The sequence below is a fragment of the [Eubacterium] eligens ATCC 27750 genome, assembly GCF_000146185.1.
In the GTDB taxonomy this organism is placed as follows: domain Bacteria; phylum Bacillota; class Clostridia; order Lachnospirales; family Lachnospiraceae; genus Lachnospira; species Lachnospira eligens.
In genome coordinates this window covers 1,016,197-1,040,932 of the sequence record NC_012778.1, presented here as the reverse complement: position 1 = coordinate 1,040,932, position 24,736 = coordinate 1,016,197, and the positions used below count along the sequence as shown (strand labels likewise).

General features: G+C 35.4%; 29 protein-coding genes. 21 read left to right on the top strand and 8 right to left on the bottom strand.

Going from position 1 to position 24,736, the window contains the following annotated elements; all coding sequences use genetic code 11:
- Positions 1-11: 11 nt before the first annotated feature.
- The 18 genes from EUBELI_RS04955 to rsfS all read left to right on the top strand — a co-directional run bounded on the left by EUBELI_RS04955 (position 12) and on the right by rsfS (position 13,782).
- On the top strand, positions 12-1,013 hold the full coding sequence (locus EUBELI_RS04955; protein ID WP_012739263.1) for an RluA family pseudouridine synthase: 1,002 nt from the start codon (positions 12-14) through the stop codon (positions 1,011-1,013).
- Entirely contained in the window at positions 971-1,501 is a 531-nt protein-coding gene (locus EUBELI_RS04950) for a Holliday junction resolvase RecU (protein WP_041688086.1), read from the top strand. The genes EUBELI_RS04955 and EUBELI_RS04950 overlap by 43 nt, the downstream gene beginning before the upstream one ends.
- A gap of 17 nt (positions 1,502-1,518) precedes the next feature.
- The gene (locus EUBELI_RS04945) at positions 1,519-2,451 is read left to right on the top strand and encodes a diguanylate cyclase domain-containing protein (protein ID WP_012739261.1); all 933 of its coding nucleotides are present in this window, start codon (positions 1,519-1,521) and stop codon (positions 2,449-2,451) included.
- A gap of 110 nt (positions 2,452-2,561) precedes the next feature.
- The gene (gene hisZ, locus EUBELI_RS04940) at positions 2,562-3,842 is read left to right on the top strand and encodes an ATP phosphoribosyltransferase regulatory subunit (RefSeq protein ID WP_012739260.1); all 1,281 of its coding nucleotides are present in this window, start codon (positions 2,562-2,564) and stop codon (positions 3,840-3,842) included.
- Positions 3,842-4,492: an ATP phosphoribosyltransferase gene (gene hisG, locus EUBELI_RS04935; RefSeq protein ID WP_012739259.1), complete on the top strand. Its 651-nt coding sequence runs from the start codon at positions 3,842-3,844 to the stop codon at positions 4,490-4,492. Before hisZ ends, hisG begins: the two co-directional genes overlap by 1 nt.
- Before the next feature lie 26 nt (positions 4,493-4,518).
- A complete protein-coding gene (gene hisD, locus EUBELI_RS04930; RefSeq protein ID WP_012739258.1) occupies positions 4,519-5,811 on the top strand; it encodes a histidinol dehydrogenase in 1,293 nt (430 codons plus the stop codon).
- 30 nt (positions 5,812-5,841) lie between these two features.
- The gene (gene hisB, locus EUBELI_RS04925) at positions 5,842-6,441 is read left to right on the top strand and encodes an imidazoleglycerol-phosphate dehydratase HisB (protein WP_012739257.1); all 600 of its coding nucleotides are present in this window, start codon (positions 5,842-5,844) and stop codon (positions 6,439-6,441) included.
- A 22-nt stretch (positions 6,442-6,463) separates the two neighbouring features.
- The gene (gene hisA, locus EUBELI_RS04920; protein ID WP_012739256.1) at positions 6,464-7,552 is read left to right on the top strand and encodes a 1-(5-phosphoribosyl)-5-[(5-phosphoribosylamino)methylideneamino]imidazole-4-carboxamide isomerase; all 1,089 of its coding nucleotides are present in this window, start codon (positions 6,464-6,466) and stop codon (positions 7,550-7,552) included.
- Positions 7,553-7,555: 3 nt separating this feature from the next.
- Entirely contained in the window at positions 7,556-8,785 is a 1,230-nt protein-coding gene (locus EUBELI_RS04915) for a ribonuclease E/G (protein ID WP_012739255.1), read from the top strand.
- Positions 8,786-8,802: 17 nt separating this feature from the next.
- Positions 8,803-9,399 (top strand): phosphatase PAP2 family protein, encoded by a 597-nt coding sequence (locus EUBELI_RS13585; RefSeq protein WP_049777900.1) that lies wholly within the window; start codon positions 8,803-8,805, stop codon positions 9,397-9,399.
- A 150-nt stretch (positions 9,400-9,549) separates the two neighbouring features.
- Positions 9,550-9,858 (top strand): 50S ribosomal protein L21, encoded by a 309-nt coding sequence (gene rplU, locus EUBELI_RS04905; protein ID WP_012739253.1) that lies wholly within the window; start codon positions 9,550-9,552, stop codon positions 9,856-9,858.
- 33 nt (positions 9,859-9,891) lie between these two features.
- Complete coding sequence (locus EUBELI_RS04900) at positions 9,892-10,218, top strand: ribosomal-processing cysteine protease Prp (RefSeq protein WP_012739252.1); 327 nt, start codon at positions 9,892-9,894, stop codon at positions 10,216-10,218.
- Between the two features lie 4 nt (positions 10,219-10,222).
- Positions 10,223-10,513: a 50S ribosomal protein L27 gene (gene rpmA, locus EUBELI_RS04895; RefSeq protein ID WP_022098585.1), complete on the top strand. Its 291-nt coding sequence runs from the start codon at positions 10,223-10,225 to the stop codon at positions 10,511-10,513.
- A 105-nt stretch (positions 10,514-10,618) separates the two neighbouring features.
- Positions 10,619-11,911, top strand: a complete 1,293-nt coding sequence (obgE, locus tag EUBELI_RS04890) for a GTPase ObgE (RefSeq protein ID WP_012739250.1) — start codon at positions 10,619-10,621, stop codon at positions 11,909-11,911.
- A 16-nt stretch (positions 11,912-11,927) separates the two neighbouring features.
- Positions 11,928-12,215: a ribosome assembly RNA-binding protein YhbY gene (yhbY, locus tag EUBELI_RS04885; protein WP_022098583.1), complete on the top strand. Its 288-nt coding sequence runs from the start codon at positions 11,928-11,930 to the stop codon at positions 12,213-12,215.
- Positions 12,212-12,820, top strand: a complete 609-nt coding sequence (gene nadD, locus EUBELI_RS04880) for a nicotinate-nucleotide adenylyltransferase (RefSeq protein WP_012739248.1) — start codon at positions 12,212-12,214, stop codon at positions 12,818-12,820. The genes yhbY and nadD overlap by 4 nt, the downstream gene beginning before the upstream one ends.
- 11 nt (positions 12,821-12,831) lie before the next feature.
- Positions 12,832-13,428, top strand: a complete 597-nt coding sequence (gene yqeK, locus EUBELI_RS04875) for a bis(5'-nucleosyl)-tetraphosphatase (symmetrical) YqeK (protein ID WP_012739247.1) — start codon at positions 12,832-12,834, stop codon at positions 13,426-13,428.
- Between the two features lie 3 nt (positions 13,429-13,431).
- On the top strand, positions 13,432-13,782 hold the full coding sequence (gene rsfS / locus EUBELI_RS04870) for a ribosome silencing factor (protein WP_012739246.1): 351 nt from the start codon (positions 13,432-13,434) through the stop codon (positions 13,780-13,782).
- Between the two features lie 364 nt (positions 13,783-14,146).
- Here the strand turns inward: rsfS and lexA are convergent, their stop codons facing one another.
- Positions 14,147-14,767 carry a transcriptional repressor LexA gene (gene lexA / locus EUBELI_RS04865; protein WP_041688084.1) on the bottom strand — a complete coding sequence of 207 codons (621 nt, stop codon included), beginning with the start codon at positions 14,765-14,767 and terminating at the stop codon, positions 14,147-14,149.
- Positions 14,768-14,944: 177 nt separating this feature from the next.
- Here lexA and EUBELI_RS04860 point away from each other — a divergent pair, with 177 nt between their 5' ends.
- From EUBELI_RS04860 to EUBELI_RS04850, 3 genes are all read left to right on the top strand, one after another.
- Positions 14,945-15,322 (top strand): LysM peptidoglycan-binding domain-containing protein, encoded by a 378-nt coding sequence (locus EUBELI_RS04860; RefSeq protein WP_012739243.1) that lies wholly within the window; start codon positions 14,945-14,947, stop codon positions 15,320-15,322.
- 146 nt (positions 15,323-15,468) lie between these two features.
- Positions 15,469-16,614 (top strand): DEAD/DEAH box helicase, encoded by a 1,146-nt coding sequence (locus tag EUBELI_RS04855; RefSeq protein WP_012739242.1) that lies wholly within the window; start codon positions 15,469-15,471, stop codon positions 16,612-16,614.
- A gap of 95 nt (positions 16,615-16,709) precedes the next feature.
- The gene (locus EUBELI_RS04850) at positions 16,710-17,759 is read left to right on the top strand and encodes a tyrosine-type recombinase/integrase (protein WP_041688082.1); all 1,050 of its coding nucleotides are present in this window, start codon (positions 16,710-16,712) and stop codon (positions 17,757-17,759) included.
- Between the two features lie 70 nt (positions 17,760-17,829).
- Here EUBELI_RS04850 and EUBELI_RS04845 read toward each other — a convergent pair whose 3' ends face one another.
- The 7 genes from EUBELI_RS04845 to mreD form a co-directional block, all read right to left on the bottom strand.
- Positions 17,830-18,225: a methylglyoxal synthase gene (locus EUBELI_RS04845; RefSeq protein WP_012739240.1), complete on the bottom strand. Its 396-nt coding sequence runs from the start codon at positions 18,223-18,225 to the stop codon at positions 17,830-17,832.
- Between the two features lie 40 nt (positions 18,226-18,265).
- Positions 18,266-19,426, bottom strand: a complete 1,161-nt coding sequence (locus tag EUBELI_RS04840; protein ID WP_012739239.1) for an FtsW/RodA/SpoVE family cell cycle protein — start codon at positions 19,424-19,426, stop codon at positions 18,266-18,268.
- Positions 19,427-19,439: 13 nt separating this feature from the next.
- Positions 19,440-19,715 (bottom strand): cell division topological specificity factor MinE, encoded by a 276-nt coding sequence (minE, locus tag EUBELI_RS04835; protein ID WP_012739238.1) that lies wholly within the window; start codon positions 19,713-19,715, stop codon positions 19,440-19,442.
- A 46-nt stretch (positions 19,716-19,761) separates the two neighbouring features.
- A complete protein-coding gene (minD, locus tag EUBELI_RS04830; protein WP_012739237.1) occupies positions 19,762-20,574 on the bottom strand; it encodes a septum site-determining protein MinD in 813 nt (270 codons plus the stop codon).
- 108 nt (positions 20,575-20,682) lie between these two features.
- Complete coding sequence (gene minC, locus EUBELI_RS04825; RefSeq protein WP_012739236.1) at positions 20,683-21,423, bottom strand: septum site-determining protein MinC; 741 nt, start codon at positions 21,421-21,423, stop codon at positions 20,683-20,685.
- 34 nt (positions 21,424-21,457) lie between these two features.
- A complete protein-coding gene (locus EUBELI_RS04820) occupies positions 21,458-24,211 on the bottom strand; it encodes a penicillin-binding transpeptidase domain-containing protein (protein ID WP_012739235.1) in 2,754 nt (917 codons plus the stop codon).
- A complete protein-coding gene (gene mreD, locus EUBELI_RS04815; protein ID WP_012739234.1) occupies positions 24,195-24,728 on the bottom strand; it encodes a rod shape-determining protein MreD in 534 nt (177 codons plus the stop codon). Before mreD ends, EUBELI_RS04820 begins: the two co-directional genes overlap by 17 nt.
- Positions 24,729-24,736: the final 8 nt, after the last annotated feature.

The window sequence follows — 24,736 nt, the reverse complement described above, 5'->3', positions numbered from 1 at the left end:
GCAGGTATTATATGAAAGAAATTAACATTGATGAAAAGCTCGCAGGTCAGAAGATGATGCGCTGTCTTGAGCGTTATTTATCCAACGCCCCTAAGAGCTTTCTTTACAAAATGCTGAGAAAAAAGAATATTACACTCAATAATTCCAAAGCAACAGGTGATGAGAAGTTAAAATGTGGTGATATAATCAAGATTTTCTTTTCTGATGAGACATTTGAAAAATTCTCAGCCGATAATAACAGAACAGTTAATTACGACTACTACAACAGAATATACAGGCCACTTGATATAATCTATGAGAATTCTGATGTTATATTCATTAATAAGCCTTCTGGCATGCTTTCACAGAAGGCAAAGCCTGAAGATGTGTCACTTGTTGAATATTTAATTGCACACCTTATACATAAGGGAGAACTTAACGCCGGTGATTTAGCGTCGTTCAAGCCTGGCATATGCAACAGATTAGACCGTAATACAAGCGGAATTGTAGCAGCTGGAAAGACTACTAAAGGATTACAGCAGTTATCGGAAGCATTTAAACAGAGAACCCTTGGAAAGTACTATCTGTGCATTGTAAAGGGGAACGTTGATAAGCGTGCTTTAATAAAAGGATATCTGTATAAAGATAACAAAACTAATAAAGTGACTATAAGCAGAACTGAAACTAAAGATTCACTTCCGATTGAGACAGAGTATATTCCGGTATGTTCTAATGGCAATGTGACTCTGCTAAAGATTCATCTTCTTACAGGACGAAGCCATCAGATAAGAGCTCATCTTGCAAGTATCGGACATCCTCTTATAGGTGATTATAAATACGGCCAGAAATCTGTTAATGACACATTTAACAGACAATACAAAGTAAAAGACCAGATGCTTCATTCATATGAATTGGATATTCCGGATATGGACATTCATATATACGCTGTAATACCTGATTCTTTTAAAAATGTCATGAAAGGAGAACAGTTATGCCGACCTGGAATTCAAGAGGACTTAGAGGCTCTACATTAGAAGACCTTATTAATATGTCTAATGATAAATACAGGACTTCACATCTTGCACTTGTCCAGAAGATTCCAACACCTATAAAGCCAATTAATATAGACCAGAGCACAAGACATATTACACTGGCATATTTTGACCAGAAAAGTACGGTTGACTATATTGGTGTCGTTCAGGGAATTCCTGTATGTTTTGATGCAAAAGAATGTGCAACGGATACATTTCCAATTCAGAACATCCATGAACATCAGATTGAATTCATGCGTGAATTTGAAAAACAGGACGGAATCTCCTTCATAATTATATATTTTTCTTCAAGAGATGAGTTCTATTATGTACCATTTTCTGATATAATAAATTTTTGGAATAGAAGTGAAAATGGTGGTCGAAAAAGCTTCACATATAAAGAAATAAATCAGAATTTCCGCATATATGCAAATCAGGGAATTCCTGTTCATTATCTGCAAACAATCCAGAAGGATATAGAATTACGATAGAAAGTAAGGTGAATAATATGAATCATGATAGTCATATTATGAGAAATAACCATATTGATGAATATGAATTAGTTAATGGATATGCTGTTGTTGACAATAATTTTACTATTGTAACAGCTAATGAACCTATGTATCTGTTTCTTGGAATGTCCATGCATTTTTCCATAATGGACTCAATACATCAGGTTGATCTTGATGATTTTGTTGATGTTGCAAACAGCTTAAGACCTGGCATAAAGAAATCCATGTGTATACGGATGCGAAGAATAGATAATTCATACCGCTGGGTAATTGTTGATATTGAAAAGAGGGTTATACCTAATACTGATTCATCAGAATATCTTGAATTACATATATCTGATGTTTTAGTTATCCGTGAACTTAACAAAAAATTACAGCATCAGATTAACGCATTTAAAAATAAAACTGATGAAAATAAAAATTTACTAATTACGCAGCCAGAACCTGCCATCAAAGAATTCTGTTTAAAAAACATAGAAGCTGATAATAACTGCGAACTATCACTTATATATCTTGAAGTTGACAATTTTGAGCAGTTTAAAGCTACACATACAGATGATGAATTCCATAGAATAACATATGTAATTGAAGATACTATATTAAAAGCTATTGATGGCCGTGGTTTATTAGGCCGTCTGGATGATTTCAAATACATTATTGCTATTAAAAATATCAATAATGAAGTTAAGCTGCGTGCATTTTTGGAGCATATTAGGACCCAGATTTCATGGCATTGTAAATTTATTGATTCATCATATAATATAGAATTTTCTATTGGCATAGGAAGATATCCTGATAATGGAAAGGATTTAGATCTTATTAAGAAAAAAATCCAAAAAGCAATTAATATAGCACATTCTAAAGGAGGCAACAGATATATAATCTATAAGGAGTTCCTGCACGGAGAAATCGAAGATTCTGATAAATAGTTTGTTGACAATAACTACATATTTATGTATAATTCATACAAATTTAGTGTGTTAGCATAGTATCACTTCAACGCATTAAAGCATTCAATATAACGAAAGGATATACATTTATGAAGAAAGATTTACTACATACACCAGAGGGTGTACGCGATATATACAGTACAGAATGTGCAGAAAAGAAGGTCATTGAGAATCGTCTTCATGATGTCTGTGCATCATATGGCTATAACGATATACAGACACCTTCTATTGAATTCTTTGATGTATTCAATAAAGAACGTGGAAGTGTACCGTCTAATGAAATGTTCAAGCTTTTTGACAGATACGGAAACACTTTAGTATTAAGACCGGATATGACACCTTCCATTGCAAGAGCAACAGCAAAATATTTTGAAGACAGAGTTCTTCCTGTCAAGCTCTGTTATCTTGGCAATACATTTGTCAATGTAAGCAAGTATTATCAGGGAAGACTTAAAGAAAATACGATGCTTGGTGCAGAGCTTATCAATGATAACTCTCTGGCAGCGGATTATGAGATTATCTCTATGGTTATTGACTGCATGTTATCAGCAGGTCTTACTGAATTTCAGGTTGAGCTTGGTAACGTTGCTTTCTTTAATGGACTTTTACATAAAGCTGGCATTACAGGAGATTCTGCAGAAGAATTATTAAGACTTATCAAGGATAAGAATTACTTCGGTGTTGAAGAACTCTTAGATAGTCTTAATATTGATGATGCAGTTGCCAAAGCATTGCTTGAACTTCCTCAGTTATTTGGTGGTACAGAGGTGCTTGAAAAGGCTAAATCTTTAACAGATGAAGAAGAGTGCATACAGGCTGTTAGCAGACTTGAGGAGTTGTATGAGCTTCTTAAGAATAACAATTACGATAAATATATCTCATTTGATTTAGGAGATTTATCTGAACATGCATACTATACAGGTATTATTTTCCATGCATATACATTTGGAACTGGTGAGCCCGTTGTAAATGGCGGACGTTATGACAAGCTGCTTGGACAGTTTGGCTGTGACAAGGCATCTATCGGTTTCTCTATAACAATCGACAGACTTATAGCTGCACTTAACAGACAGAATATCCATATTCCACATGATGCCAACGGAACACTTCTTGTATACAATGCTGACAGGCTTAGTGATGCTATAAATGTATCTAAGAAATTAAGAAGCACTGGCGTTAATGTCTGCATGATTGAATATAAAGACAGCAAGTCTGATTCTCAATATATTGAATATGCTAAGGAATCATCATTGGTAAATGTAGCATTTATTGATGATGAATACACTTCTGATTCAACAATAAGAGTTATTGATGAATCAGGAAAAAATGAAAGAGCAGCTGTAAAAAGCCTTTTAGGAGGTACATTTTAATGAGATATATAACTATTGCATTAGCAAAAGGCCGTCTTGCAAAGAAGGCAATGGAGATATTTGAACAGATTGGTATTCCTTGCGAAGAGATGAAGGATGAAAAGACAAGAAAGCTTATCTTCACTAATGAAGAATTAGGATTCCGTTTCTTTTTATCAAAGCCATCTGATGTTCCTACATATGTAGAATATGGTGCGGCCGATATCGGTATTGTAGGTAAGGATACAATTCTTGAGGAAGGAAGAAGTCTTTATGAAGTATATGACCTTCAGATGGGCAAATGCAGAATGTGTGTATGCGGTCCTGAATCAGCAAGAGAAAAGTTACAGCATCATGAGCTTATAAGAGTTGCTTCTAAGTATCCTAACATTGCAAAGGATTATTTTAATAATATAAAGCACCAGACTGTAGAGATTATCAAGCTTAACGGTTCTGTCGAGTTAGCACCTATTGTAGGTCTTGCAGAGGTTATCGTTGATATCGTTGAGACAGGTGCAACTTTAAGAGAAAATGGTCTTGAAGTGCTCGAAGAGGTGTGTCCTCTTTCTGCGAGAATGGTTGTAAACCAGGTAAGCATGAAGATGGAGCAGGAGCGAATTAATAAACTTATTAATGATGTTAAGAAATATATAGAAACACAGGGCAGATAACAAGCATTAAAACAAGGAGGAATACAATGCGTATCGTTGAATTAACAGATGAAAGTAAGAATAATATTTTAGAGAATCTTTTAAAGAGAAGTCCTAACAGCTATGGAAAGTTTGAATCAGCCGTTGCTGAGATTCTTCTTAATATCAAGACAAGAGGTGATGAGGCTTTATTTGAATATACTAAGAATTTTGATAAGGCTGATATCAATGCTGACAATATTGTCGTAACAGAGGCAGAGATTGAAGAAGCATATTCTTTAGTTGACCCTGAGCTTATTGATGTTATAAGAAAGGCTATCGTTAATATTCGTTCTTTCCATGAGAAGCAGAAACAGTACAGCTGGTTTGATTCTAAGCCGGATGGAACTATATTAGGTCAGAAGGTTACTGCACTTGCAAGAGTAGGTGTGTATGTACCTGGTGGAAAGGCTGCCTATCCTTCATCAGTTCTTATGAATGTTCTTCCGGCAAAGGTTGCAGGCGTTGATCAGATTATAATGTGTACTCCACCTGATAAAGAAGGAAAGGTATATCCTACAACACTTGTTGCAGCTAAAGAAGCTGGTGTTGATGTTATATACAAGGCTGGTGGAGCGCAGGCTGTTGCAGCTATGGCATATGGTACAAAATCAATTCCTAAGGTTGATAAGATATGTGGACCTGGTAACATATATGTTGCCCTTGCTAAAAAGGCCGTATTTGGTTATGTAAGCATTGATTCTGTTGCTGGTCCTAGTGAGATTCTTGTAATTGCTGATGAGACTGCTAATCCTCGTTACGTTGCAGCAGATCTTTTATCTCAGGCTGAACATGATGAGATGGCATCTGCAATTCTTGTAACTACAAGTGAAGACCTTGCACATAAGGTATCTGCAGAAGTTGATAAGTTTGTAGCTGAATTATCAAGAAAGGAAATTATCCAGAAATCACTTGATAATTACGGATATATTCTTGTTGCTAAGGATATTGATGAGGCTGTAGATGTTGCTAACGAGATTGCATCAGAGCATATGGAAATCGTTACAAAGAATCCTTTTGATGTTATGACTAAGGTTAAGAACGCAGGTGCTATCTTCCTTGGAGAATACAGTTCAGAGCCTCTTGGTGATTACTTTGCAGGTCCTAACCACGTTCTTCCTACTAATGGAACAGCTAAGTTCTTCTCACCTTTAAGTGTTGATGACTTCATTAAGAAATCGAGCATTATTTCATATTCTAGAAATGCTCTTGAAGCTATCCACACTGATATTGAGAAATTTGCTACAGCAGAGCATCTTACAGCTCATGCTAATTCAATTAAGGTAAGATTTGAAAATTAATTAGCGCACTGGCGCGGAAACGGGGATTATATGGCTGTATCTGAAATCAGACAGGCAACTGTAAAAAGAAAAACGAGTGAAACTGATATTGCTTTATTTTTAAGAATTGATGGTTCGGGAGAAGCAGAGGTCGATACAGGAATCGGCTTCTTCGACCATATGTTAAAAAGCTTTGCTAAGCATGGTCTTTTTGATCTTAAGTTAAAAGTAACTGGTGACCTAATAGTTGACTGCCACCATACTATCGAAGATGTCGGAATTGTACTTGGAGAAGCTATCAAAGAAGCTATAGGAGATAAGATGTCCATAAGAAGATATGGTGATATTATTCTTCCTATGGATGAAACACTTATCATGTGTGCCATAGACCTTTCAGGAAGACCGTATCTTGGCTTTGAATCTACATTTACAGCAGACAGCGTTGGATACTTTGATACACAGATGGTTAAAGAATTCTTCTATGCAATATCCTACAGTGCAGGCATGAATCTTCATATAAGAAAGATTGCAGGTGAAAACGATCATCACATTATTGAGGGCATGTTTAAAGCATTTGCAAAGGCATTGGATGAGGCAACTGTTAAAGATACAAGAATCAAGACAATTCTCTCTACTAAGGGAAGTCTCTAAATATACTTAAGGAGTTACATATATGCGATTATATCCAGCAATTGATGTTAAAGACGGGCAGTGTGTCCGCTTAAAGAAGGGACTTTTTAATGAAGTTACTGTATATTCTGAAAGACCTTACGAGATCGCTAAAGGCTTTGAAGAGGCAGGAGCACAGTTTATACATACTGTTGACCTTGATGGCGCTTTGAAAGGACACGGCGTTAATGCAGAAACTATTAAGAAGATATGTTCAAGTGTTAATGTTCCTGTACAGATGGGCGGTGGAATCCGTACTCTTGAGAACATTCAGGAGGTTCTTGACCTCGGCGTATACAGAGTTATTATCGGTACTAAGGCTGTTGAGAATCCTGATTTTATTAAGGCTGCCATTGACAGATTCGGTGCTGAACATATTGTTGTAGGTGTTGATGCAAAAGATGGTCTTGTGGCTATCGAGGGCTGGGAAAAGGTCAGTGATAAGACCGCACTTTCACTTGCACTTGCAATGAAGGATATCGGCGTACAGACTATTGTGTACACTGATATATCAAAGGATGGTATGCTTGCCGGTCCTAATGTTGAACAGACTAAGATTCTTTCTGATAAAACAGGTATTGATATTATTGCTTCAGGCGGCATGAGCTGCATGGATGATCTTACACATATTAATGATGCCGGTATCCATGGTGCAATTATCGGTAAGGCAATATATGAAAAACGTATTGACCTTAAGGAGGCTGTTAATCTTTTTGAATCCGGAGCATCTTACAGCAAGGCATCATCAATGCCTAAGGCTGATATTTCGTTTAAGGATTTAAAGCTTGATGCCAATGGTCTTATTCCAGTTGTTGTACAGGATTATGTCAATGATGAAGTCCTTATGCTTGCTTACATGAATGAGGAAGCCTACAATAAAACTTTAGAGACTGGCATCATGACTTATTATAGCCGAAGCCGTCAGGAGCTCTGGGTTAAAGGTCTTACATCAGGTCATTTCCAGTATGTTGGTTCTCTTGACATCGACTGTGACAATGATACTATTCTTGCAAAGGTTCGTCAGGTTGGTGCTGCATGCCACACTGGAAACAGAACATGCTTCTATAGAAATATTAAAACATGGAACAGATAATTTATGGAATATAAATATATAATCACAGATATTAACAATAAAATCTTCTGTTGCATATATACTTCTGATAATACCTGCCACTATCTTAAGCCTTTAGATAGTGGCAGTGTTGTTGGTAACATATATGTTGGAAGAGTTGAAAATGTAGTTAAAAATATTAATGCTGCATTTATTGAGATAGAAGATAAGCAGAAATGTTATTACTCTATACAAGACAACAAAGCACCTATATTTTTTAATGAGAAAAACAATCCTGCAATATGTCAGGGCGACAGAATTCTCGTAAAGGTCACAACCGAACCACTCAAAACCAAGCCTGCAAAGGTGTCTTCAAAGATAGAGCTTACCGGTAATTATGCAGTTGTTTCTAACGATGTGAAAGGTGTTCATATTTCAAAAAAGATAAAGTCAAATGAAACAATCTCAGAGATAAAAAAACGTGTTGCTGACATTCTCATTCAGAAGCAGCGGGAAGCCATAGAAAAAACAGGTTATGATTATCTTTCAAATTTCGGAATAATATTAAGAAGCGGCTGTGCTGACGCTGATACTGATGATATTATTAAAGATGTAAAAGCATTGTGTAACGAATACACTGATATGCTCCGAAAAGCTGTTTTTTCAAAGTTCTATACACTTGTACATAAAGACAGACCTGAATATATTGAGGAAATTGTTCACCTGTCAGGAAAAGACCGTGTTGAGGTTATCACAGATATTCCGGATATATATAATGAATTAGAAACATATCTGCCTCGTAGCAGCAATATGAGTATCCGTATGTATAAAGATGAATTATGGCCTTTATACAAGCTCTATTCTATAGAAAAAGAGATAGATACCGCTCTTTCCAAGAAGGTCTGGTTAAAATCAGGTGGATATCTTATTATCGAACAGACTGAAGCACTTTCTGTCATTGATGTTAATTCTGGTAAGAATGTAACTAAGGCAAAGAGCATGGAAGCAATCGAGGCTTCTGCATTAAAAACTAATCTTGAAGCCGCAGACAAGCTGTGCCAGCAGATTAAGGTGAGAAATCTCTCAGGAATTATTATCGTTGATTTTATTAATATGAATCAGAGAAATTGCGATATTCTGATGGAACATTTGAAATTTCTGGCAAAAAAGGATATAGTAAACACTACAATCGTTGACATCACCAAGCTTGGTCTTGTTGAGATTACACGAAAGAAAATCGGAAAAAGTCTGTCTGAAAGTCTTAATAAAGCCTGAAAATGCATGGAGGATTTATGGATAATACTGAAGTAAATATTTCACAGGAAATTCCTGCATACGAAAGAAGATATAGAAAGATATCAGAATGGTTTCTTAATTGTAAGCCGGCATATGCTATTCTTAAATTTATCTACAAATACATGGCTTATATGATAGCATTTGCATATATTCTTCTTGTAATAATGAGTTTACGAGGGACTTTCTTTTCTGAGACAACTCCGATTATGTTAAGAAACAGCGGTATAGTTGTTGAAACTGATAAATTTTTACTTACATCCAAGTTTATCCTTACACCTTTTACATCATTTATTCTTGTATCTGTTATAAGAAAATGTATTGATGCGAAAAGACCATATGAAAAATACAATATAAAGCCATTATTTATTAAGGAAACTAAAGGCGAATCAATGCCAAGCAGACATGTTTTTTCCATTACAATTATTGCGATGTGCTGGCTTTATGTTTCTGTTCCTGTGGGGATTATTATGCTTTTGCTTGTAGCAATTATGTCAGCAAGCAGAGTGCTTGCAGGAGTACATTTCGTAAGAGATGTTGTTGCCGGATTCGCAGTAGGAATTATATGTGGAATTGCCGGCTTATGGCTTATCTGAAATTTTTTGAAATATTTCTAAAAAACATTTGACAAATAGTAACTGAATGTATATTATATATTTTGTGTGCCGCTCAGTTAGGGTATAAGTGTATCTGATGTATGTCGGATTCCCCAAAACTGGCGAGTATTTAATTAAGGAGGATACCATATGTACGCAATTATAGCAACAGGTGGTAAGCAGTACACAGTTTCTGAAGGCGATACTATCAGAGTTGAGAAGCTTGCAGTTAATGCTGGTGACACTGTTACATTTGATCAGGTTCTTTTTGTAAACAACGGCGAGGCTAAGGTTGGTGAGCCAACAGTTGCCGGTGCTACAGTTACAGCTAGCGTTGTAGGCGAAGGCAGAGATAAGAAGGTTATCGTTTACAAGTACAAGAGAAAGACTGGATATCACAAGAAGAATGGTCATAGACAGGCTTACACAGAAGTTAAGATTGAAAAGATTAATGCTTAATTTTTGTATGGATGTTTGTGAGGTGTGTTATTCATGACTCATATAACTTTTTTTAAGAACTCTGAAAAAGAGATCACAGGTTTTTATTCTGCAGGTCATGCAGGATATGCTGAATCCGGCAGTGATATTATATGTTCTGCTATTTCAGTTCTGACAATCAATACTATTAATTCGATAGAGGCTTTTACCGATGATAAGTTTGATGTGTCAGTTAATGAGGATGAAGGAATTGTTATCTTTAAGATGGCTATGCCTGTTAGTCCGGAAACTTCGATTTTACTTAAGTCATATGAATTAGGTGTTAGTTCTGTGGCTGAGGATAATCCGAAATACTTATCAATTAGTGTTAAGGAGGTGTAACCTTATGTTAAATATGAATCTTCAGTTATTCGCTCATAAAAAGGGTGTAGGTTCTACAAAGAATGGTAGAGATTCAGAGTCTAAGAGATTAGGCGCTAAGAGAGCTGACGGACAGTTTGTTTTAGCTGGTAATATTCTTTACAGACAGCGTGGAACAAAGATTCATCCAGGTGTTAATGTTGGTCGTGGTGGCGATGATACATTATTCGCACTTGTTGATGGAACTGTTAAGTTCGAAAGAAAGGGCAAGGATAGAAAGCAGGTTTCTGTTTATCCTGTTGTTTCAAACGACTAATTTGTTTTTTAGCTCCAAGTCTTCGGATTTGGAGCTTTTTTCTTAATTTGTAAATGTTAATTCTAAACAGTTAACATAATTTAAATATAGAATGGAGGAAAGGTTATGTTTGCAGACAGAGTCCGCATTTTTATTAAATCCGGCAAGGGTGGAGATGGTCATGTAAGCTTCCGTAGAGAGCTTTATGTTCCTGCTGGCGGTCCTGATGGCGGCAATGGCGGTCATGGCGGAGATATTATTTTTATGGTCGATAAAGGCCTTAATACACTCGGTGATTTCAGACATAACAGCAAATATATTGCTGAAAGCGGCGAAGAAGGCGGCAAGAGAAGATGCACAGGTAAAGATGGTGAAGACCTTATAATTAAAGTGCCTGAAGGAACTGTTATATATGATGATGAATCCGGTAAAGTTATTGCAGATATGTCTGGAGATAACCTTCAGGAAACTATTCTTAAAGGTGGCCGTGGTGGTAAAGGTAACATGAACTATGCTACATCTACCATGCAGGCTCCACAGTATGCACAGCCGGGACAGGATGCACAGGAATTATGGGTTCGTCTTGAACTTAAGGTTATTGCTGATGTTGGTCTTGTAGGATTCCCTAATGTTGGTAAATCAACATTTTTATCAAGAGTAACTAATGCAAGACCTAAGATTGCCAATTATCATTTCACAACACTTAATCCTAACCTTGGTGTTGTTGATCTTGATGGTGGTAAAGGTTTCGTTATTGCTGATATTCCTGGTCTTATTGAGGGTGCATCAGAAGGTGTTGGTCTTGGACACCAGTTCTTACGTCATATTGAGAGAACTAAAGTCATTATTCATATTGTTGATGCAGCTTCAACTGAAGGCCGTGATCCTATAGCTGATATTAAGGCTATTAACAAAGAGCTTGAGAATTATAATCCTAAGCTTCTTGAAAGACCACAGGTTATAGCAGCTAATAAGATTGATGTTATATATGATGATGGCAGTGACCCTGTACAGGCTATAAGAGATGCATTTGAGCCGGAAGGTATTAAGGTATATCCTATATCAGCTGTTACAGGACAGGGCGTTAAAGAGCTGTTATACGCAGTCAGAACACTGCTTGATAACTTCAAGGACGAACCTGTATTATTTGAAAAAGAATTTGACTACGACGAGCTTATGGATAATCCTAACGAAAGCTTTGAAGTTTCTATTAACGAAGATGGCGTATACGTTGTCAACGGACCAAAGATTGATAAAATGCTTGGTTATACTAACCTTGAATCTGAAAAGGGATTTGATTTCTTCCAGAAATTCATGAAGCGCTCAGGTGTTCTTGATGAACTTGAGAAGCTTGGAATTGAGGAAGGCGATACAGTTATCGTTGGTGATTACCTTGAGTTTGATTACTATAAAGCATAATAATAGGAGAGAATATATGACAAGCAAACAGAGAGCTTATTTAAAGGGTCTTGCAATGACAATGGATCCAATATTCCAGTTTGGAAAGAACAGTCTTACTCCTGAGAACACCGCAGCTATTGCAGAAGCTCTTGAGGCAAGAGAACTTATCAAAATAAGTGTTCTTAATAACTGTGCCGATGACCCTAGAGAAATCGCACAGATGGTTGCAGAAAGAACACGCTCACAGGTTGTTCAGGTTATTGGAAAGAAAATCGTTCTTTACAAGGAATCTAAGGACAACAAAAAAATCATTTTACCATGATTAATTCAGACAAAATAATAGGTATTATGGGTGGGACATTTAATCCAATCCACAAAGGACACACAGGTATTGCCAGATGTGCTTACGAACAGTCTGATATTGATGAAATATTATTCATGCCTTCAGGCACACCTGCTTATAAAGATAATTCTCCAATTGTAAGTGCAACTGACCGTTGTAATATGGTAAAGCTTGCAATTAAACCTTTTGATTACATGTCACTTTCTACGATTGAAACTGACCGTCCCGGTAATACCTACACAGCCGATACACTTGCACAGATATATGATTCATATAAGAAAATATATTTTATAATAGGTGCAGATTCGCTTCTTTATATTCAGGACTGGTATCATCCTGAGTATATATGCAGCCATTGTCATCTTTTATGTGCTAACAGGGACAATAATTCAGCCAGTGTACTTATAGAGCAGAAACATTTTCTTGCTGATAAATATGGTGCGGTTATTGATTTTATTGATGTTCCGGAACTTCCTTACAGTTCAACTGATATACGAAAGAAGGTTGCAATGGGTCTGTCAGTAAAAGAAGATGTCGGCGAAGAAGTAGAAGAGTATATAAAGTCCAGAAAACTTTATGTTTAAGAGGTTTTATTATGGATAACAAATATATTGAACAATTAAGAACACAGGTAAAAGACGCACTCCGTACAGACAACATGCGATACCAGCATACACTTGGTGTTGCTAATACAAGTGCCTGTCTTGCCATGTGTCATGGTGCAGATATGAACAAGGCGTATATTGCAGGTCTTCTTCATGATTGTGCCAAATGTGTTCCTGATGATGTAAAGATTGCTGAATGTAAACAATACGGACTTCCAATATCAGATATTGAGCTTGAAAGTCCTTATCTGCTTCATTCCAAGCTTGGTGCATATTATGCAGCACACAAGTACAATGTTGAAGATAAAGAAATATGCTCTGCAATCCAGTGGCATACAACAGGAAAGCCTGCAATGACTTTATTAGAAAAGATTGTATTCATTGCAGATTATATCGAACCTTATAGAAATAAAGCTGATAATCTTGATGACATAAGACATATGGCATTCACAGATATTGATATGGCGGCTTATGTGATATTAGACGACACCCTTTCGTATATAAGAAAAACCGGTCGTAACATTGATACACAGACGGTAGACACTTATGATTACTACAAAGGGATTATTAAAGAAAGAGAGAATTAAGATATGGCAGATTCCAAGGAAATGTTAAAGGTTATCATAGATGCATTACAGGATAAAAAAGCTGAAGATATCAGAGTTATAGATATAAGTAATGTATCTGTTATTGCAGATTATTTTGTTATAGCAAGCGGTAGCAATACCAACCAGATTCAGGCTATGGTAGATAATGTAGAAGAAGAGATGTTCAAGGCTGGCTTCGATGATCCTAAGGTTGAGGGGTATAATACAGCTTCATGGATTCTTCTTGATTATAAGGATGTTATTGTTCATGTATTCTCTGAGGATGACAGAGCATTCTATAATATTGAACGTATATGGCGTGATGGTAAAGAGGTTGATATTAACAGCCTGTAATGTTTAGAACGGCTTCCCGGAAGGTGACTCTGCCGTAGGTATATAGATAATCAGAACCCGCTCCCGCTCGGTCTCGGACGCAGCGATACTAGGTTCGCTACTTTGCAGCTCACCAAGTGCCGGCGTCCTCAAACGGTTCTGATTATCTATATACCTACGGCATCGTATTCTCCGGGGAGACTGCTGTACATTACTGGTTGTTAATTGGTGATAATATAAAAATATATCCAGTCGCAGATATATTTGAAAACGGAAGCTATGTTACTTGTTTTGCTGCTTTGCAGCTTACAAGTAATATAGCTTCCATTTTTGATTTCTTGTATATCTATGGCTGGATTTTTACAATCAATAATAATAATTTTTATTAGTCAATACCTAATCTTATAAGTCCGATTACTTTTCCCAGTATCTCGCAGTCGTCTACGATGATTGGGTCCATGAAATCGTTCTCTGGCTGGAGTCTTATGTGTCCATTCTCCTTGTAAAAACGCTTAACTGTTGCGGAATCGTCTACAAGTGCAACAATTACTTCTCCATTAGAAGCTGTATTCTGCTTTCTTACTATTATCTGGTCGCCTTCGTAAATTCCCATATTAATCATGCTGTCGCCTTTGACCTTTAACATGAATACTTCGCCGCCTGGCATATATTCTGATGGAATAGGGAAGTACTCTGTTATATTCTCAACAGCAAGAAGTGGCTGTCCTGCGGCAACCTGACCTAATAACGGAATATTAACAACCTCTCTTCTTGAAAGATTAAAATTATCATCAATTATCTCTATTGTACGCGACTTAGTCGGGTCTCTTCTTATATATCCATTCTTCTCTAATGACTCAAGATGTGCATGAACAGATGATGTAGACTTAAGATTAACTGCCTGGCATATATCCCTTACTGATGGTGGATATCCCTTATTAAGAATCTGTGATTTAATATATTCAAGAATCTCAGATTGTTTCTGAGTTATTCTGCCATATGCCATATTACGAACCTCCATTAATTTCTTTTAAATAATTTTACCACATTTATACACTATGTGCAAACATAATTTCTGAAAAAATGTTCGGAAAATTTGTTCGATTTTTATTGACAAACGCATGTTCTGATTATATAATCAACTCATAACAGCAGAACACTTGTTTGATTGGAGGTTTTACGTATGAATAATTCAGAATACACATATAGAAGAGCAGAAGCTAAGAAAAGAAGCGACAGACGCAGAAGAAACAGACAGATGACTGTCAAGCCATTAAGAATGGTTATTATATGTTCAATTCTTATATTTGCCGTTTCTATTGGAGGCATTATTGTCAAGGCTTCTGATGACTCGAACAGAACACGAACATATAAGTATTACACAACAGTATCTGTAGAAGATAATGATACATTATGGTCACTTGCTGACAGATATAATAATGGGGATGAAGATACAGCTTCATATATTAACAATATAATGCAGATGAATGATTTATCATCTGACACAATCCATTCAGGTAAGAATCTTGTAATATATTATTATTCAACTGAGATAAGATAATATCTAATTGCATATACATTTCCCGCATGCAGTGAAAAGCTACTTAATATTGGACTTTTCACTGCATTTTTGTTAAAATTTATTGATAGCGAAATGGCTGTAAATATAACTTAATATTTAATAATTTATTTATAAGGAGATTAACTATGAAATTTAGCGATATAGAGACTATCTCTCAGGGTGTATCAGATTATCTTGCAGATAATAAAATCGTCGATATGACCGAAATACAGCGTCAGACGTATAAGCATATAATGGACAACCGCGATATTATAGCTTGTTCATCAACCGGAACAGGTAAGACACTTGCATATCTTATCCCGATTATTAACAGATTAAAGAGTAATACTCATAATATTCAGGCCGTTGTTCTTGTTCCAACAGCAGAGCTTGCAATACAGGTCAATAATACGCTTAAAGATATCTTTGCACATATGGATAATACATTTTCATCTGTTGCATTAATAGGAGATGTGAATATATCAAGACAGATTGATTCTATTAAATCTAATAAGCCTGCAATAATTATCGGAACACCTAACCGCATACATCAGCTTATAAGTAACAAGAAGATTAAAGTACATGAGGTTAAGACTCTTGTTCTAGATGAGGCAGACAAGCTCTTTGATAAGACATTTATTCAGGATGTAGAAGCAATTAGAAAGTCTTTAATGAAGTTCACACAGGTTCTTTTATTTTCTGCAAGCGTAGATAAGAAGACAAGAACTAATACTTTGTGTTTCAAACCAATATTCATTGATATTAACAGTAATTCTGGTAATACAAGTCAGATTCCTTCTACAATCAAGCATATAAGCGTTATTTCTGACAGAAGGGAACGAATTGAAACTTTAAGAAAGATTATTAAAGCTGTTAAACCAGAGAAAGCAATTATATTCGTTAATTCCAAGTATGATCTGGAAGAATCCCTTCAGAAGCTTGAATATCATCATTACAATGTAGCTTCAATTGCCGGTAATAAAGATAATTCAGCCAAGAAAGCTGCAATAGAGAATTTCAGAAGTGGAAAGATTCAGCTTCTTATTGCAACAGATATAGCAGCCAGAGGACTTCAGATTGATAATATTGATACAGTAATTAATGTAAACCTTCCTGAGGACAATAAGGAATATATTCACAGATGTGGACGCTGTGGACGTAATGGGAACACAGGAACGTGTATATCAATTATAACTGATAATGAACTTAACAAGATTAAATCATACCAGAAAGCATTTCATATCAATATAGTCACTAAGAAGCTCTATCAGGGAAAATTAGTTGCAAAATAAGAGATAGCAGAATATAATTATCCATGCAGTAATCACTTCGCTAAAGTCAGGTTTAACGAAGTGATTAGTATTTTTTATATATGGAGGTATTCTTAATGGCTGAAAAAACCTACACCGAACAACAAAACATCAAGTACAAGAAAAAGCTTAATGACTTGCTTGATATATTACCTGATTTCTGTACACAGTATTTTGACAGTCTGGAATTTAATAAGCAGCCAAGAACTAAGATTGCCTACGCAATGGATATTAAAGGCTTCTTTGAATTTCTCATTGAATGCATACCTAAGTTCAGTTCATATGCTATGAAAGACTTTAAACCATCAGATTTAGAAAAGATAGATGGTACAGATATAACCAGATACTTACGACATGTAAAGTTATATAAAAAGAACGGCCGTGATATAACTAACTCAGAAAGTGCTGCCAAGCGTAAATTATGTGCATTAAGACGTTTTTATGAATATTACTGCCGTTATGAAATAATCAGTTTGAATCCGACTATAAAAGTTGATATGCCTAAAATTCATGAAAAAGCTATTATAAGAATGGAGCCTAATGAGGTAGCTGAATTTCTTGATAATGTGGAATCTGGCAATAAGCTTACCAAAACACAGCTCCAAAGCCATGAAAAGCTTAAGACGCGTGATCTGGCTCTCCTTACACTTATGCTCGGAACTGGTATCCGTGTATCAGAATGTGTTGGATTAGATATTAATGATGTAGATTTTGATAATGACAGAATCAGAGTTATAAGAAAAGGTGGCTCTGAAAGCTTTGTATACTTTGGTGACGAAGTCCGTGAAGCACTGCTTAATTATCTTGAAGAAAGAAAGAATTTAACACCTGATGAAGGACATGAGAATGCGCTATTCATATCAGCCAAAAAGAAGCGCCTATGTGTGCGATCCGTTGAACTTCTTGTTAAGAAATATGCCCAGACTGTTACAACTGTAAAGCATATTACCCCTCATAAGCTTCGAAGTACTTATGGTACTAATCTGTATCAGGAAAGCCAGGATATATATCTTGTTGCTGATGTTTTAGGGCATAAGGATGTTAATACTACACGAAAGCATTATGCAGAGATTGTAGAAGAAAACAAGCGTTCGGCAAGAAACATTGTCAAGTTAAGAAAAGACTGACAACATATAAAAGGCGATACTCTTCCACTATTATGTGTCAGAATATCGCCTTTTATTTAATATTAATATTCTACTGATAAATTTCACGCCATTCCATATCGCCTCTCTCAAGAGATTTAACAAGCAATTCTGCTGTTGCAAGATTAGTGGCCAATGGAATATTATACATATCGCAAAGTTTGCATATATTATCAGAATCCGGTTCATGTGCTAAAGGATTCTCTGCCTCTCTAAGAAAAATAACAAGATCAATCTGGTTATGTTCAATCTGTGCACATAACTGCTGGTCACCACCAAGATGTCCTGCAAGAAACTTATGCACTGACAAATTAGTAACCTCTTCAATAAGTCTTCCAGTTGTACCTGTAGCAAAAAGCTGATTCTTATTAAGAATACCCTTATATGCTATACAGAAATTCTGCATTAACTTTTTCTTAGAATCATGTGCTATTAAACCAATGTTCATTAAAGCTTCCCCCTAATGTATAAATTAAAATGTATAAAAGCTATCCTCTGAAATCATCTGCAAACATGTCATCATCTCTTTCAACATTTCTTTGCAGACTTACATTGAGTACAATGCCCATAGCTATGAATAATGTAAGTAAAGATGTGATACCACAACTAAAGAAAGGTAACGGAACTCCCGTATTAGGAAGTATCCATGAAACAACACCTATATTAATAAATGTCTGAAAGCCTATATATATTGCCACCCCGCAACATATAAGCCGTCCTCCAAAATCCTTAGCCCTCACTGCTGCTATTATACACTCAATAACTATCAGAAACAATAAAAAAATTGTAATACAACTTCCTGTAAAACCTAATTCCTCACCTATTACAGCAAAAATAAAATCATTCTGTGCTTCTGCAATATATCCCGCATTCTTTAATGATGAAGTATCCTTGTTATTAAGCCCTTTTCCTGTAAGCTTACCAGAACCAATTGCCTGAACAGCATATGCCTGCTGATATGTTCCTGCATCATTCATATCAACTTCTTCTGACTTACCTTCAATAAAATCAACAATTCGTTTTCTTTGATAATCCTCTATAAGGATTGGGTGTTCAACTGATACAACATATATCAAAAATGCTGATAAAACCGGAATTGCAATCAGAATTGCAATTCCAAAAATCTTATAGCTTACTCCTGAGCAATAAAGCATTGCAATAACAATAAGAGATAAAAGTATAGCTGTAGAAAGATTCGGCTGTAATGCAACAAGTAATATAGGAAACAATGTAAGACATGCTATTAATAAAAGAAACTTAATTGAATTAAGTTTTTCTTTATTTGCTGCAACAAGTTTTGCAACCAGTAAAATAAGCGCAAGCTTTAAAAATTCAGAAGGCTGTAACTGTATCGGACCTATCTTAAACCATCTGGTAGCTCCATGCGATCCATGACCAAACACTGTAAGAACACCTATAAGCATGATATTAACTATTACGTACCATATCCAGTAATACTTTAATAACCAATTATAATCAATAAATGAAACAATAATCATTATTATAAACGATATTGCAATACCTGCTCCCTGCTTCAATGTATATGCACTATTGGCACTATTAACTACAGCCAGTGCAAATACTGATGTTACAATCAAAATAAAAACTAATATAAAGTTGTAAGAACGCAATTTATATTTTTTTAACATAATAAAACCCTTATTACTTTTCGCTATTTCTCATATCCTTAATTGGAATATTAGCAAAAATTGCTGGAACAGAACCGTTATTAGTATCAGATTCTGTAGAAGTAATCTGAATATCAAGTCCGTCTGTATCAATTTCCATATATTTTGAAATGACCTTTATAATATCATTCTTAATCATTTCCATAACCTCTGGTGAACAATTAGCTCTGTCAGATACAAGCAACAGTTTTAATCTGTCTTTAGCAACATCACTTGAACCTTTTTTCTTAAATAAATCAAGTAATCCCATATTTAATCCCTCCCTTAATAAGCTTTTTCAGCTTATTATAAATATACTAATTCTTCTTATCACTCTTAAATAATGAAGAGAGTTTCTTAAAGAATCCTCCCTTGCCATTAAGATCAAGGAAAGGAACTTCCTCACCGGTAATTCTGCGGCAAATATTCAGATAAGCCTGTCCAGCAAGTGAATCATCCCCAACAAGTGGCTGACCTTTATTAGTTGCCACAACTATATTCTCATCATCAGGAACAGCTCCGATAACATTAAGCTGTAAAATATCATTAACATCATCAATAGACATCATCTCGCCTCTGTTTACCATATCCATTCTGATTCTGTTAACAATTAAATCTTCATGATTCTGCAGTCCATGCGCATCAAGAAGTCCAACAATTCTGTCAGCATCTCTGATAGCAGAAACCTCTGGTGTAGTAACAACTAAGGCTCTGTCTGCACCAGCAATCGCATTCTGGAATCCCTGCTCAATACCAGCTGGACAGTCAAGAATTATGTAGTCAAACCCTTCTGGATCATTCTTAATTTCATCAATAACCTTAACCATCTGCTCAGGTGTTACTGCTGACTTGTCTCTTGTCTGGGCTGTAGGCAGAAGAAAAAGCTTTGGACATCTCTTATCAGCAATCATAGCCTGCTTTAATCTGCAGTTACCCTCAACAACATCAACAAGATTATATACAATACGGTTTTCGAGTCCTAATACAACATCAAGATTTCTAAGGCCTGTATCTGTATCAATCATTACAACCTTCTTTCCAAGTTTCGCAAGACCTGTACCAATATTAGCTGTCGTTGTCGTCTTGCCTACTCCGCCTTTTCCTGATGTTACAACTATAACTTCACTCATATTAAACCTCCATTAATAATTCATAGTAAATCGCAATATATTAATTATGCGAGATTTTTATTCTTAAATCAACTGTTTTTTTATAAAACAGAATAAAAACATATTAAATTAATCCAGTGATATATCATCAAGTGCATTCTGCTCCAGATCCTCAACATATATATTCTGATCATATACATATGCAATTTTAGGTTCTAATATTTTTGACTTATTCTTACCTTTAGATATTTTATTAACTCCTGAATCTGAACTTCTTGCAATAATATCACCTATCTTTATCTGCATAGGACTCATTTCAAGTGCTACAACAAATGCATTTTCATTACCATCCACACCTGCAAATATATTGCCTTTAAGACTTCCAAGTACAATAACACTGCCTTTTGCCACAACCTTGCCGCCCGGATTAACATCTCCTAAAACAACAACACTTCCGTCTGCCTCAAACACCTGACCCGAACGAAGTGTTCCCTTATAAAACATACATGTAGTTTTTGGATCTGTAATCTTCTGTCTCTCCGGCTGATGAGAAATATTAAAGCTATTCATAGCTTTTTTTACTGCTTCTTCGTATACAGACTTAATATCATTATTTTCATCAAGAACACATACAATATTAAGTTCAGATACATCTGATATCACATTGAGAATTCTTTTTTCTTCTTCAGCAGATAAGTTTCTTCCATCAAAAGAAATTGCCATAGTTGCATTATTAAAAAATTTAGATGCATTTTTAAACTTATCTGAAACATTTTCTAATAACTCTTCAAAAGGCATCTCCTCATCAAGAAATACTGTAATTCCATTCTTACTTCCTTTGATTATTACTGAATTATCCAAAACATTCACCTCTCATATCATATTATCATTTCTTTAGTACATATTAATCACTAATATTAAAAAGCATTTTATAAATATCTGCACCAAGTGTTACAGCATTTCCTGAAGCATAACCATTCTGGATACGCACTGCCATACAATATTCAGGATTTTCATATGGCGCATAGGTAATTAGTGTTGCATGGTCAGGATCAGTAGTTTTTTCCTGTGCAGTACCTGTCTTTGCAGCAATTGACATTTTCAATGATGAAAATGCTGAATAAGTTCCTGCAGCAAGATTCATACCTGTATGAACTGTATTCCAGATATCAGAACTTAACTCAACTTTATTATTAACCTCAGCACTGTTATCCCTTAAAACATTACCATCATAATCAGTTATTTTATCAATAAGTGTAAGATTATAACATGTTCCTGATGTTGCCAGAGTTGTAACATATCTTGCAAGATTAAGTGTACTGTATCTGTGGTTACCCTGTCCGATTGCAGATGCAATTGCATTCTGCGAAGAAGCTCCAGGAGTTCCTTCTTCTATCTCTATTCCTGACTTTGTAGAAAGACCAAGCATATCAGAATATTTTTTTAATACATTAGTTCCGTAAGTACTATTATACGAACCATTTTTGCTGCATGCAAGATTATATCCAACATTATACATATAAACATTACATGAATCCCTGATTGCAGTAACAGGGGTTTCACTTCCATGTCCCCATTTCTGCCAGCATCTAGGTGAAGGAGTTACCTTATCAAACACACCAGAGCAATTAAATGTAGTAGATGATGATATTATGCCGGTGTCAATACCAGCAATAATTGTGCAAGGTTTATAAGTAGAACCTGGTGCTATAAATGACTGTGTTGCCCGGTTAAGAAGCGGACTCGCATTATCACTTACAAGAGAATTGTAATATTTGGCATCAACCGTTCCTGACAATTTATTATTATCATAACTAGGATAAGATACAAGTGCCAGAATATCACCATTGTTTGGATTAGTTACAACAGCAGAACCAGAACAAGGCTTAAGAGCAAGCTGTCCAACAGTTATAATTTTATTAGAAACAATATATGACATAAATTCATATGCTCCCATGCTTCCAGATACCAGAGCCTGATATTTTGAATCATCAGCATTAATATCAAGAACACCCTGCTCATATAATAACATACACACCTGTCTGCCCGATATGCTGCCTGCATTAATCATGTACTTATACATCTTCTTAAAAAATGCAGTATCTGAATCAAGCGCTGATATAACATAATCAACAAGCGCATCATATGACTCCTGAAGACTCGTATATTTCTCAGATGTAAGTGATGACATATTAATCCAGTTCTTAGATATACCATAAGTAAGAAGCTGTGAAAGACTTGTCGAATCTCCATATATCCAGTCATAATAAACACTGTCACTTGTATCAACATTTGCAAGACTGAATATATTCTCACTTCTTAAAAGATCATAGATATACCATATATACAGTTTCTGCTCTTCTGATAACTTTCCATATGCAGTATCACCAGAAGTAAGCTCATCCTTCAACCATGAAAGAGTCTCTGATTTCTTAGTCTCAAACTGACTGTATATCTCAGCTTCATTAGCTGTATTCTGCTCCTGTATCTGCTTTAAAGAAACCAGGTTATTATCAATAAGCGCAAAATATACTTCCTGAGCTGTTATATATATAGTATCAACATCACCTGAACCATTATATGTTATCTTATTATTTCCCGGCGTAAAATACTGCATAAAAATACTGGTTATTTCGTCTTCAATTGCATGATAAATAGATTTCTGAAGATTAATATCAATTGTAAGATATACATCATGTCCTGCCTGTGGATCTTCCTCATCAAGCACTTCTGTAATTCTTCCAACAGTATCAACATATACTGATTTTTCTCCCTTAGAACCTGACAACTCACTTTCCATACTCTTTTCAATACCGGACTTGCCTACAATATCATTGCTTTCATATCCATCTCCAAGTTCTTCAAGTTCTGCATTAGAAACAGTACCGGTATATCCTAGAATCTGTGAGCAATAGACACTGTCGACATATCTTCTGATATACTGTTCTTCTACCGTAACACCTACAAGCTCATCACTGTTTTCTAATATAGCTGCAACTGTCTTGTCAGATACTTCATTTGCAATAATAAATGTAAGATATCTGTTATACGAATTGGCAGCCATATATCTTCTAAGATTAACCATCATCAAAGAGTGTTCAATTCCAAACTCTTCATAATTGATGCTGTATACTTCACAGAGATATTTAAACATATTCTCTGCAGATGTAGCTTTCTGTTCATCACTTAAAGCTGCAATCGACTCAGTTCCATAAGAATCTCTTAAAAACCTTAAAAGCGAGGTTCCTTCAACATTATACGAAAACTGTCCATTATTATAGATAATTGGAAGATCATTAGAATAAGTATCTCCATTCGTTTCAATAATAGTTAATGTTTTATCTATTGAATTATTAATAGTTTTATTTTTTACAGCATTATCTGAATATCTGCCTGAATCACTTATTTTAACGGCATAAGATAAGTCATTATAGGCAAGAAGCACACCATTTCTGTCATAAATACGGCCTCTCGCAGCCACAACGCTCATATCCTTTTTAATAGAACTGGATAAATCCTCTACATATGAGTCTCCATTTACTATCTGAAGAACAAATAATCTGTGTACAAGAATGGAAATCATAATAATAAACACAAGAATCATAGGAAAAATCCTTGATTTCAGGAGACTAACAATATACTCAAATACTTCCTTCATCAATCTTACCCTTCTTTTTTCTTTCTCTTCCCTGCTGCGTTATAACACACAAATAATGTATCGGATGATACACCAATAACGAAACAAGTGCTGTATATACTACTTCCGGCAAGATAAATCTTGACATAAAATAGCCTACATTAAGTCTGTTATACAGCAGGAAATTACCAATATACGATATAAATCCATATCCAAAATCAGCAATAATCACAAGTGCCAGTGGTATAAGAATTTCTCTCACTTCGTACTTCTGATATAAAAATCCCGAAAAATATCCTATGTAAATAAAAACAAGTGCTGTAAAGCCAAAAAGTCCTGAAAAGAATAAATCATACATTATACCTGCAAAAAAACCTACAAACATTCCCTCATTCTTACCTGCAAAAAATCCAAAGAACACTGGCAATATAATCAGCCAGTTAGGTGAAATATTTGCAATTGAAATAACTCTTGCCAAAGATACCTGCATGAGATAGAAAAACAATATTAAAATCAATTCTGATATTTTTCTTTTCATAATCCCTT

Excerpts from the sequence above, each read along its gene's own strand:
- EUBELI_RS04955 (WP_012739263.1), top strand. The coding sequence starts at position 12 with ATGAAAGAAATTAACATTGATGAAAAGCTCGCAGGTCAGAAGATGATG.
- EUBELI_RS04950 (WP_041688086.1), top strand. The coding sequence starts at position 971 with ATGCCGACCTGGAATTCAAGAGGACTTAGAGGCTCTACATTAGAAGAC.
- EUBELI_RS04945 (WP_012739261.1), top strand. The coding sequence starts at position 1,519 with ATGAATCATGATAGTCATATTATGAGAAATAACCATATTGATGAATAT.
- hisZ (WP_012739260.1), top strand. The coding sequence starts at position 2,562 with ATGAAGAAAGATTTACTACATACACCAGAGGGTGTACGCGATATATAC.
- hisG (WP_012739259.1), top strand. The coding sequence starts at position 3,842 with ATGAGATATATAACTATTGCATTAGCAAAAGGCCGTCTTGCAAAGAAG.
- hisD (WP_012739258.1), top strand. The coding sequence starts at position 4,519 with ATGCGTATCGTTGAATTAACAGATGAAAGTAAGAATAATATTTTAGAG.
- hisB (WP_012739257.1), top strand. The coding sequence starts at position 5,842 with ATGGCTGTATCTGAAATCAGACAGGCAACTGTAAAAAGAAAAACGAGT.
- hisA (WP_012739256.1), top strand. The coding sequence starts at position 6,464 with ATGCGATTATATCCAGCAATTGATGTTAAAGACGGGCAGTGTGTCCGC.
- EUBELI_RS04915 (WP_012739255.1), top strand. The coding sequence starts at position 7,556 with ATGGAATATAAATATATAATCACAGATATTAACAATAAAATCTTCTGT.
- EUBELI_RS13585 (WP_049777900.1), top strand. The coding sequence starts at position 8,803 with ATGGATAATACTGAAGTAAATATTTCACAGGAAATTCCTGCATACGAA.
- rplU (WP_012739253.1), top strand. The coding sequence starts at position 9,550 with ATGTACGCAATTATAGCAACAGGTGGTAAGCAGTACACAGTTTCTGAA.
- EUBELI_RS04900 (WP_012739252.1), top strand. The coding sequence starts at position 9,892 with ATGACTCATATAACTTTTTTTAAGAACTCTGAAAAAGAGATCACAGGT.
- rpmA (WP_022098585.1), top strand. The coding sequence starts at position 10,223 with ATGTTAAATATGAATCTTCAGTTATTCGCTCATAAAAAGGGTGTAGGT.
- obgE (WP_012739250.1), top strand. The coding sequence starts at position 10,619 with ATGTTTGCAGACAGAGTCCGCATTTTTATTAAATCCGGCAAGGGTGGA.
- yhbY (WP_022098583.1), top strand. The coding sequence starts at position 11,928 with ATGACAAGCAAACAGAGAGCTTATTTAAAGGGTCTTGCAATGACAATG.
- nadD (WP_012739248.1), top strand. The coding sequence starts at position 12,212 with ATGATTAATTCAGACAAAATAATAGGTATTATGGGTGGGACATTTAAT.
- yqeK (WP_012739247.1), top strand. The coding sequence starts at position 12,832 with ATGGATAACAAATATATTGAACAATTAAGAACACAGGTAAAAGACGCA.
- rsfS (WP_012739246.1), top strand. The coding sequence starts at position 13,432 with ATGGCAGATTCCAAGGAAATGTTAAAGGTTATCATAGATGCATTACAG.
- lexA (WP_041688084.1), bottom strand. The coding sequence starts at position 14,767 with ATGGCATATGGCAGAATAACTCAGAAACAATCTGAGATTCTTGAATAT.
- EUBELI_RS04860 (WP_012739243.1), top strand. The coding sequence starts at position 14,945 with ATGAATAATTCAGAATACACATATAGAAGAGCAGAAGCTAAGAAAAGA.
- EUBELI_RS04855 (WP_012739242.1), top strand. The coding sequence starts at position 15,469 with ATGAAATTTAGCGATATAGAGACTATCTCTCAGGGTGTATCAGATTAT.
- EUBELI_RS04850 (WP_041688082.1), top strand. The coding sequence starts at position 16,710 with ATGGCTGAAAAAACCTACACCGAACAACAAAACATCAAGTACAAGAAA.
- EUBELI_RS04845 (WP_012739240.1), bottom strand. The coding sequence starts at position 18,225 with ATGAACATTGGTTTAATAGCACATGATTCTAAGAAAAAGTTAATGCAG.
- EUBELI_RS04840 (WP_012739239.1), bottom strand. The coding sequence starts at position 19,426 with ATGTTAAAAAAATATAAATTGCGTTCTTACAACTTTATATTAGTTTTT.
- minE (WP_012739238.1), bottom strand. The coding sequence starts at position 19,715 with ATGGGATTACTTGATTTATTTAAGAAAAAAGGTTCAAGTGATGTTGCT.
- minD (WP_012739237.1), bottom strand. The coding sequence starts at position 20,574 with ATGAGTGAAGTTATAGTTGTAACATCAGGAAAAGGCGGAGTAGGCAAG.
- EUBELI_RS04820 (WP_012739235.1), bottom strand. The coding sequence starts at position 24,211 with ATGAAGGAAGTATTTGAGTATATTGTTAGTCTCCTGAAATCAAGGATT.
- mreD (WP_012739234.1), bottom strand. The coding sequence starts at position 24,728 with ATGAAAAGAAAAATATCAGAATTGATTTTAATATTGTTTTTCTATCTC.